Here is a 6,881-nt window from a genome sequence, read left to right as displayed (position 1 = left end):
CGGCCGCGGCTCTGCAGCGCCCGGTCGACGGCGCTGCCGACCGGCGGAGCGGCCGAGAGTTCGGCGGCCCCGGCGGCCATGACGGCAGCCGCGATCAGGCCGTGGAGAGATTTCGAACGCATGGCGTCCTGACTTGTGAGGAAGGGTGAGGCCGTGCGGCGACGCGCAGAGGGTCGACGCCCGCAACGGCGGCGAACGCGGGGGGCGATAGCGCCTCCCGCGGGCGGCAGTCCAGATCGGTTGGAGCCGTCGGGTCGACCTTGACCAATTCGTCGCCCGCTTTTAGTTCCGCCCCGGGCGCCGTGTCCGGCCCCGTCCTCACGCGTTCCGGCGTCGCCGTTTCGGAACGGCCCCTCCCCGTGCATCGAAACCGAAGCGAGGCGTATGCGCGACCGATCCGCCCCGCCCGCACCGTTTCTCGTCGTCCTGTGGGCGGCGTGCGGGCTCGCGGCGGTTCCGGCCGCGGCGGTCGCGGCGCCGCCGCCCCCGGCGATGTTAGACTACCTGGAGACGAAGGCGACCGCCGCCCCGGGGGACGCGACGGCCCAGCGGCTGTTCGGCCGGGCCCTGCTGGACGCGGGGCGACCGGGGGACGCCGCGGGACGCCTGCGGGCCGCGGTCGAACTGGACCCCCTCAGCGGGGCCGCCCGGTTCGATCTCGGCCGGGCCCTGCACGCCCTCGGGGACGACGCCGGCGCCGCCGAGCAGTGGCGGGAAACGGTCCGCATTGCCCCGGACAGCGAATACGCCGCCGACGCCCAGGCCCGCCTCGCCGAACTGCCCCCCGCGGCCCTCGCCGTCCAGCCGATCCCCGACGTGCCTGCCGACGAAGCCGCCGGCGACGGCGTGACGCCCGCCGGCTACGAGATCCGCGAGTTCCCCGGCCCCCCCGGCCCGGCCCCGCTCGCCGACGATGCGATCGCCGACGGCTTCTTCCCCAGCCTGCTGCCGGACGATCTGCCGATGTATCTCCGGCTGGAGACCGGCCTGCTGTACGACAGCAACGTCGCCCTGGCGCCGACCTCCCGGCAGCTCGCCCCCGGCGACCGGGAGAGTTTTCAGTTCTTCTTCGGCGGGGACGCGGAGTACGCCTTCGCCAAGGGCGACGGCTGGGCGACCGGCGTGTCCACCGCCAGCCGGTTCACGCTGAACGAGGACGAGTTCGAGGCCCTGAACCTCCGCAGTTTCACGCCCGGGCTGTACTCCGAGTGGGCCCTCCCCTGGAACGGCGGCACGCTGGTCCCGCGGTTGGAGTACCGCTTCACCCTCGACCAGTTCGACGGGGAGACGTTCTCCCAGCGGCACGGCGTCGTCGGGCGGCTGACCCACCTGCGGGCCGACGGCGTCGCCACCGTCGGCTACCTCGCCCTGGACCACGCGGACTTCGAGGCCGACGGCATTCTCCCCGAGGTGACCAGCGCCGACGGCGTGACGTACGCCGGCGGCGTCGCCCGGGAATGGCTCGTGGGGATGGAACACCTCTCCACCGTGCGGCTGGCCGTGGACCTCGACCGCCTCGACGCGACCGGCAGCGACTACGCCTACTACGGCGCCGGCCTCTCCGGCCGGGCGGTGATGCCGATCGTCCCCTCGCTGGACCTGACCCTCAGCGGCGGCGTCGGCTTCCGCACCTACGACCGCTTCGAGTTCGAACCCAGCCGCGACGAACTGATCCTCCGCGGCGGCGCCGAGCTCCGGAAATGGTTCAGCCCCCGCCTGAGCGTCGCCGCGGTGGCGAACTACCAGCAGTTCGACTCCGAGAACCCCCTGTTCGCCTCCGACCGCTTCGTGGCGGGGGTGATCACGGAGTGGGTGTACTGAGCGGCGGGCCGCCCCCGTGAACCCGAAATGCAAGCGAGGGGAGACGGTTCCGGCCCTCGCTTGCGCTTCGGGCTCACGGAGATCCTGGCGTTCTACCGCCCCTCCCCCGCCGACTCCAGCAGCGCCGCGTTGGCTTGGGCGAAGGCCTCGCCGATGCGGGCGAGGATCGTCGCGGAGCCGAGGTAGTGGTACTCCGCGTTGGAGACGCTCGCCTCCAGCCGGGCCTCCTCCTCGGCGGTGAGAGCGTCCGGCAGGGCCTCGCGGGCGGCGTCGGCCTGTTCGGCGGTCAGGTCGCCGGCCCGCTCGGCCTTGGCGATGCGGTTCCGCTCCCCGTTCAGGCGGTTCCGGCGGTGGACCAGGTCGGCGACCTCGCCGTCCCAATACTCCTCCGTCCGCACGACGGCGACGTTGTCCTCGAACTCCGGCAACGCGGCCGGGGCGGCCATCGCGTCGCGGAAGTTCTGGTGCACGTCAGCGTACCGCTGTTGGTCCGGGCGGTAGTCCGCGACCGGGCCGCCCACCCCCAGCACGCCGATGACGAACGGCAACTCCGGGGCGCCCAAGTCCTTCCGCACGTCGCGGATGAAGGCGGCCAGCAGACGGCTGTACTCGTCGTACCCGCCGGGCTCGCCGCGGTTCGGGTACTGGTCGCCGGCGACCATATCGTTCCAGCCCTGGAACCAGACGAAGCCGGCCAGTTCGTAGCCGTCCGCCGGGTCGTAGGCGGGGTGCAGTTCGTCCACGTCGGCCAGCGCCGCCTTCACGTGGGCCATTATCTTGCGGTAATAGGCGCCGCTGCGGTCGTTCAGTTCGGCCTGGAGGGCGGCGGGGTCCTCGCCGCGTTGCTCGGCCCGTTTGAGTTCGCCCTCGGTCAACGGGCGGGAGCCGGCGGAGGGCGGGCGGAAGTCCGTGTGCAGGCTCTTGCCGCCCCAGGCGGTTTTGACGAGCAGGATCGGCTCGCCGAGCAGCTCGTGCATGACGACCCCGAACGAAAACTCCGGCCCGATCTTCGGCCCGCGGCCCTCCGCCCCGAAGCCGACCGTCAGCGGGTCGGTGCGGACAATCGTCTCGTCGCGGTTCGCTCCGACCGAGGAAATCCGCACGTCCTCCAGCACGACCGGCTCCCCATCCGGCCCGCGGAGTTTTTCCAACAGCGGGGCGGCGTCCGGGTGGAGGGCCATCCCGTCGAGCGTCTCGACGGCGGCGTGCCCCTGCATATTGGACTGCCCCGCGAGGATGAAGACCTTCAACGGCTCCCCGCCCGGGGCCGCGGTTGCTCCCGTCATCCCGGAGGCGAGGAGCGCGACGAACAGGCGAATCGTCATCGAAAGCGGACCGGACGGGGGCGAGAGCGAACGCCGCACGCTACGGCGACGCGGTTCGCAGCCGCAAACGTGCCCGGCATCCCGGTCTGCTCAGGGGGCTCACGCCCCCGCTCGCCGTCATTGGTTCTTGCCTCTTGTCCCTTGGCCCTTCCGCGCAGCGGCCCTCAGGTGTTTTCCAGCAACCACTGGACCGCGTGCCGGGTCAGGGCGGTGCCGTTGGCGAGGGACAGCTTCGATTTGATGTTCTCCCGATACGTCTCGACCGTCTTCGGGGAGAGGTCCAGCTTGGCGGCGATTTGGCGGGTCGTCAGGCCCTGGCCGATCATCTCGAACACCTCCAACTCCCGGTCGGAGAGGCTTTCGATCGGGCTCTTGTCGACGGCGTCGTCGTCGTTGCTGACGAGCCGGTGCAGCATCTGGTCGCTCATCGCCGGGCTGAGGTAGACCCGGCCGCCGAGCACCTGGCGGGCGGCCTCGACGATGCTGCCGGTCGCTTCCTGCTTGGAGATGAACCCCTTGGCGCCGGCCCGCAGCACGCGCTCGGCGAACAGACTTTCGTCATGCATGCTGGAAACCAGCATGTGCGTGTCCGGCTCGGAGGCGTGGATCTCCTTGATCAGCTCGATGCCGGAGCCGTCCTTCAGGGAGAGGTCGATGATGACCAGGTCCGGGCGGACCTCCTTGAAGCGGGTGAAGGCCTCGGTGACGCCGTCGGCCTCGGCGACGACGTGCAGGTCCGGTTCGCGGTCGAGCAGCAGCCGGAGGCCCTGCCGAACGACGGGGTGATCGTCCACGATCATCACCGAACGAGCCGAGCCGGCCGCGGCGCCGGCCCCCGGCGGGGAGCCGCTGTGGAACGCTCGGGGAGTCATGGTGAGAACCGAGTGAGAGCCGGGTGAAACGGGGCGGGCGCCGCCGAGGCCGCGCAGGATAAGCGAGCGGGGTGGGCGACGCGGGATTCGAACGACAGCCTAAGGGACGCCGCGGCGGGAGAAAGCGTGGATACACCACCGTCCCATCAGGAAGGCCCCCGGACGAACCGTTGATGGATGGCGGATCCAACCGTGGCCGGAGGGCGGGACGAACCGGCGAGGGACCGCAAATCCGGCCCGGCCGGCCCGGGCGCCCGCGAGGCGGCGGCTGGTCGCCGGGCGACCGGGCCGGCCGATGAACGTCCGGTGAACGCGGGCGAACTGCCAGCCGGACCGGCGCCGGTCGCGCCCCTGGCTCCGGACGCACCGGTTCTACCGCCGCGCCGCTCTCTCCGCCAAGGCGATCGGGGGTTCGGCCTATGATTTGCAGGGTCAAACGGTTCCTCCCCTCGGAGGGTCCCTCGCGGCTCGTTGGTGCGCCCTGCGGTCCCGCCCGTCAAGGCGCCGCGGCGGGCCGATCCTCCGGGTTCGTCCCCCGCCCCGGTTCGCAGGATGCCCGTCGCCTCGCCCGCCGCCGCCCGGTCCGGTTCGCGGACGATCTCCGCCCGCCCTCCCTCCCCGCGACCGACCCCCCCGCGTTCCCGCGAGGCTTCCCCCGCGTCCCCTCCGACGGCTCCCCCCACGGCGGCCCCCATGTCCAAACCGCCGAACCCCGCCGAGCTGTCCACCCGGGAGCTGTACGACCTGGCCCGCCGTCACGGGATCCGCGGACGGTCCCTGATGACGCGGGAGGAGCTGATCGCCGCTCTCGCCGCCAACGAGACCGACGGCTGGGGCTGACCCCCCGCCGCCCTACTTCACGCAGCGGTACACGAACGCCGGCGGGGCGTTGCGCCAGACGACCGGCGAGGCGGCGACGCGGCTGAAGCGTTCGTCCAGCAGCGCCCGGAACCGCCGCCCGGCAGGCAGCACGGCGCCCTGCACGTAGGCGAAGGTGGCGAAGGAGCCGCCGGGCTTGAGGTGCTCCAGCGTGGCGGTCATCAGCCGGTCCTGCAGGTCCGGCGGGAAGGCCGCCCAGGGCAGCCCGCAGAGGATCGCGTCGGCGGGGCCGAGGTTCCGGGCCTTCAACTCCTCGCCGACCGCGGTGACGTCCGCGTGGGCGACGTCGACGTGCGGCAACTCGCGTTGCAATCTCGCGACGAAGGCCGGGTCGCGTTCGACGGCGAGGAAGCGGGCGTCCGGTTTGAGGCGCTCCGGCACGAAGCGGGTGAACGGCCCGGTGCCGGGGCCGAACTCCAGCACGCAGTTCGCCTCGTCCCAGTTCACGCTGTCGAGCATCGCCTCGGCGAGATACCGGCTGCTGGGCAGCACGGCCCCCACGGTCCGCGGGTTGCGGGCGAACCGGGCGAGAAACTGCACCGCCGCCGGGGCGGAGCCCTTCGGGCGGGCGGAGCCGGTCGGAGCGGGCGCGTCGGACATGCCGGGAGCCTACCGCCAGCCCGGCGCAACCGCATGCGTGGGGCCGTACGACAGACGGCAGAGCGTTCTTCCGCAGGGCGTCGCGGCTGATACCAGCCCGATGCGCAAGCATCGGCCGTCGGTGCAGCCGCCCCACGAGACGACGCACGGCCGGAGCTTGGGCTCCGGGCTGGTGTTGAACGCTACGCCTCGGTGAAGAGCGTTCTAAGCTCTAAGCGGGGGCGTCGTTCGTAGGGGTTTGGATCAGATCGAGTAAATCCTCGTTGTCTCGAACGGACGCGAGCCCGAGGTTCTCGAAGCGGTCAACGCACCCGCCGCGCGGGAATCCGATGAGCTTCAGAGCCCGATTGATCGCGTCCGCCTCGGACCACGTCGGCTCCATCCGTTCGACGCCACGGTCCGCGACCAACGCCCCCTGCCCGCCGGCCCCGCCGAAGTAGTCCGTTTCGAGGTAGGCGAGAACGCCGTCCGAGGACAGCTTCCGCAGACGTTCGCGGAAGCCGGGCGTCAGCAATATGAAGTGGCTTGGGGGGCGCGCCGCGGCGATCGGTTCGACCGTCGCGTCGATCAGTCCGGCGTCCACCGGGAAGATGGAGAACAGGGCCTCGTGTCGAAGCCTCGGCAGTTCGGGCCAACGGGCCGCGACGGCGTCGGCGGTCCGGTCCGGAGCGACGATCGCCTGGATGTGGTGGCCCATGGTCCCGATGACGACGCGGTTTAATCTCTCACCTTGCCCCCCCCCCACACACACAATAAACGTCACGACGGCTTGGTACAGGGCCGCCGCGACGGGGACGAGCCGGCGTCAGGCATCGTTACTTCTGCGAGTGCAACCCGATTAGGTTCCCCTCGGTGTCCTTCACCAGGGCGATGTGGCCGTATTGGCCGATCGCCATTTTTTCCTGCTGAACCGTCCCGCCGGCCTCGGCGGCGCGGGCGGCTTCGATGGCGCAGTCCTCGCAACTGAAATAAATCAGCGTGCCGCCCGGCCCGGGGCGGACGCCCTCCATCTTGGCCAGCGCCCCGGCGGCGCCGGAGGCCTCCATCGCCATCGGGAACGTCTTCATCGTCACCGGCGGGCCGCCGGTGTCGGGGGCGTCCAGCGACTCCAGCGTCACGCCGAAGGTCGCCTCATAAAACGCGACGGCCCGGTCGAGGTCGTCGACGTAAATCTCGAACCAGCCGACCGGGTTGTGCGAAACGGCCTCAGACATCGCGGGGGTTCCTGTGAGCGAGAACGGCGGAGCCCGAAACCGAGCCGGGCGTGAAGCGAGCACCTTGCCGCGCGGAAACATGCCGTCAAGCGTACAGTGTACAAAAAGGCGGTGAACCCGCGGTTCCCGCCCCTCGACCGAGCGTCCCGGACGCTTGAAGCGTCCGGGAC

General features: G+C 71.3%; 7 protein-coding genes. 2 read left to right on the top strand and 5 right to left on the bottom strand.

Annotated elements, in window-relative coordinates; translation table 11 throughout:
* Positions 1 to 384 precede the first annotated feature (384 nt).
* On the top strand, positions 385 to 1,821 hold the full coding sequence (locus ACG2DA_RS20990; RefSeq protein ID WP_395258421.1) for a tetratricopeptide repeat protein: 1,437 nt from the start codon (positions 385 to 387) through the stop codon (positions 1,819 to 1,821).
* Positions 1,822 to 1,913: 92 nt separating this feature from the next.
* Here the strand turns inward: ACG2DA_RS20990 and ACG2DA_RS20985 are convergent, their stop codons facing one another.
* Together ACG2DA_RS20985 and ACG2DA_RS20980 are read right to left on the bottom strand one after the other, a co-directional pair.
* The gene (locus ACG2DA_RS20985; RefSeq protein ID WP_395258420.1) at positions 1,914 to 3,146 is read right to left on the bottom strand and encodes a sialate O-acetylesterase; all 1,233 of its coding nucleotides are present in this window, start codon (positions 3,144 to 3,146) and stop codon (positions 1,914 to 1,916) included.
* 164 nt (positions 3,147 to 3,310) lie between these two features.
* Positions 3,311 to 4,018: a response regulator gene (locus ACG2DA_RS20980; protein WP_395258418.1), complete on the bottom strand. Its 708-nt coding sequence runs from the start codon at positions 4,016 to 4,018 to the stop codon at positions 3,311 to 3,313.
* Between the two features lie 693 nt (positions 4,019 to 4,711).
* Here ACG2DA_RS20980 and ACG2DA_RS20975 point away from each other — a divergent pair.
* Positions 4,712 to 4,858: a Rho termination factor N-terminal domain-containing protein gene (locus tag ACG2DA_RS20975; RefSeq protein ID WP_395258417.1), complete on the top strand. Its 147-nt coding sequence runs from the start codon at positions 4,712 to 4,714 to the stop codon at positions 4,856 to 4,858.
* 12 nt (positions 4,859 to 4,870) lie between these two features.
* On the opposite strand, the gene ACG2DA_RS20970 is transcribed toward ACG2DA_RS20975, so the two are convergent.
* The 3 genes from ACG2DA_RS20970 to ACG2DA_RS20960 form a co-directional block, all read right to left on the bottom strand.
* Positions 4,871 to 5,497, bottom strand: a complete 627-nt coding sequence (locus ACG2DA_RS20970) for a class I SAM-dependent methyltransferase (protein WP_395258415.1) — start codon at positions 5,495 to 5,497, stop codon at positions 4,871 to 4,873.
* A 211-nt stretch (positions 5,498 to 5,708) separates the two neighbouring features.
* Entirely contained in the window at positions 5,709 to 6,194 is a 486-nt protein-coding gene (locus ACG2DA_RS20965; protein WP_395258413.1) for a hypothetical protein, read from the bottom strand.
* A 118-nt stretch (positions 6,195 to 6,312) separates the two neighbouring features.
* The gene (locus ACG2DA_RS20960; RefSeq protein WP_395258412.1) at positions 6,313 to 6,711 is read right to left on the bottom strand and encodes a VOC family protein; all 399 of its coding nucleotides are present in this window, start codon (positions 6,709 to 6,711) and stop codon (positions 6,313 to 6,315) included.
* Positions 6,712 to 6,881: the final 170 nt, after the last annotated feature.

Source organism: Alienimonas sp. DA493 (genome assembly GCF_043951915.1).
GTDB lineage: Bacteria > Planctomycetota > Planctomycetia > Planctomycetales > Planctomycetaceae > Alienimonas.
The sequence above is the reverse complement of the archived record's forward strand: the minus strand, read 5'-3'. Positions and strand labels throughout refer to the sequence as shown.

What these genes read in the sequence shown, in the direction of transcription:
- ACG2DA_RS20990 (WP_395258421.1), top strand. Translation starts at nt 385, where the DNA reads ATGCGCGACCGATCCGCCCCGCCCGCACCGTTTCTCGTCGTCCTGTGG.
- ACG2DA_RS20985 (WP_395258420.1), bottom strand. Translation starts at nt 3,146, where the DNA reads ATGACGATTCGCCTGTTCGTCGCGCTCCTCGCCTCCGGGATGACGGGA.
- ACG2DA_RS20980 (WP_395258418.1), bottom strand. Translation starts at nt 4,018, where the DNA reads ATGACTCCCCGAGCGTTCCACAGCGGCTCCCCGCCGGGGGCCGGCGCC.
- ACG2DA_RS20975 (WP_395258417.1), top strand. Translation starts at nt 4,712, where the DNA reads ATGTCCAAACCGCCGAACCCCGCCGAGCTGTCCACCCGGGAGCTGTAC.
- ACG2DA_RS20970 (WP_395258415.1), bottom strand. Translation starts at nt 5,497, where the DNA reads ATGTCCGACGCGCCCGCTCCGACCGGCTCCGCCCGCCCGAAGGGCTCC.
- ACG2DA_RS20965 (WP_395258413.1), bottom strand. Translation starts at nt 6,194, where the DNA reads ATGGGCCACCACATCCAGGCGATCGTCGCTCCGGACCGGACCGCCGAC.
- ACG2DA_RS20960 (WP_395258412.1), bottom strand. Translation starts at nt 6,711, where the DNA reads ATGTCTGAGGCCGTTTCGCACAACCCGGTCGGCTGGTTCGAGATTTAC.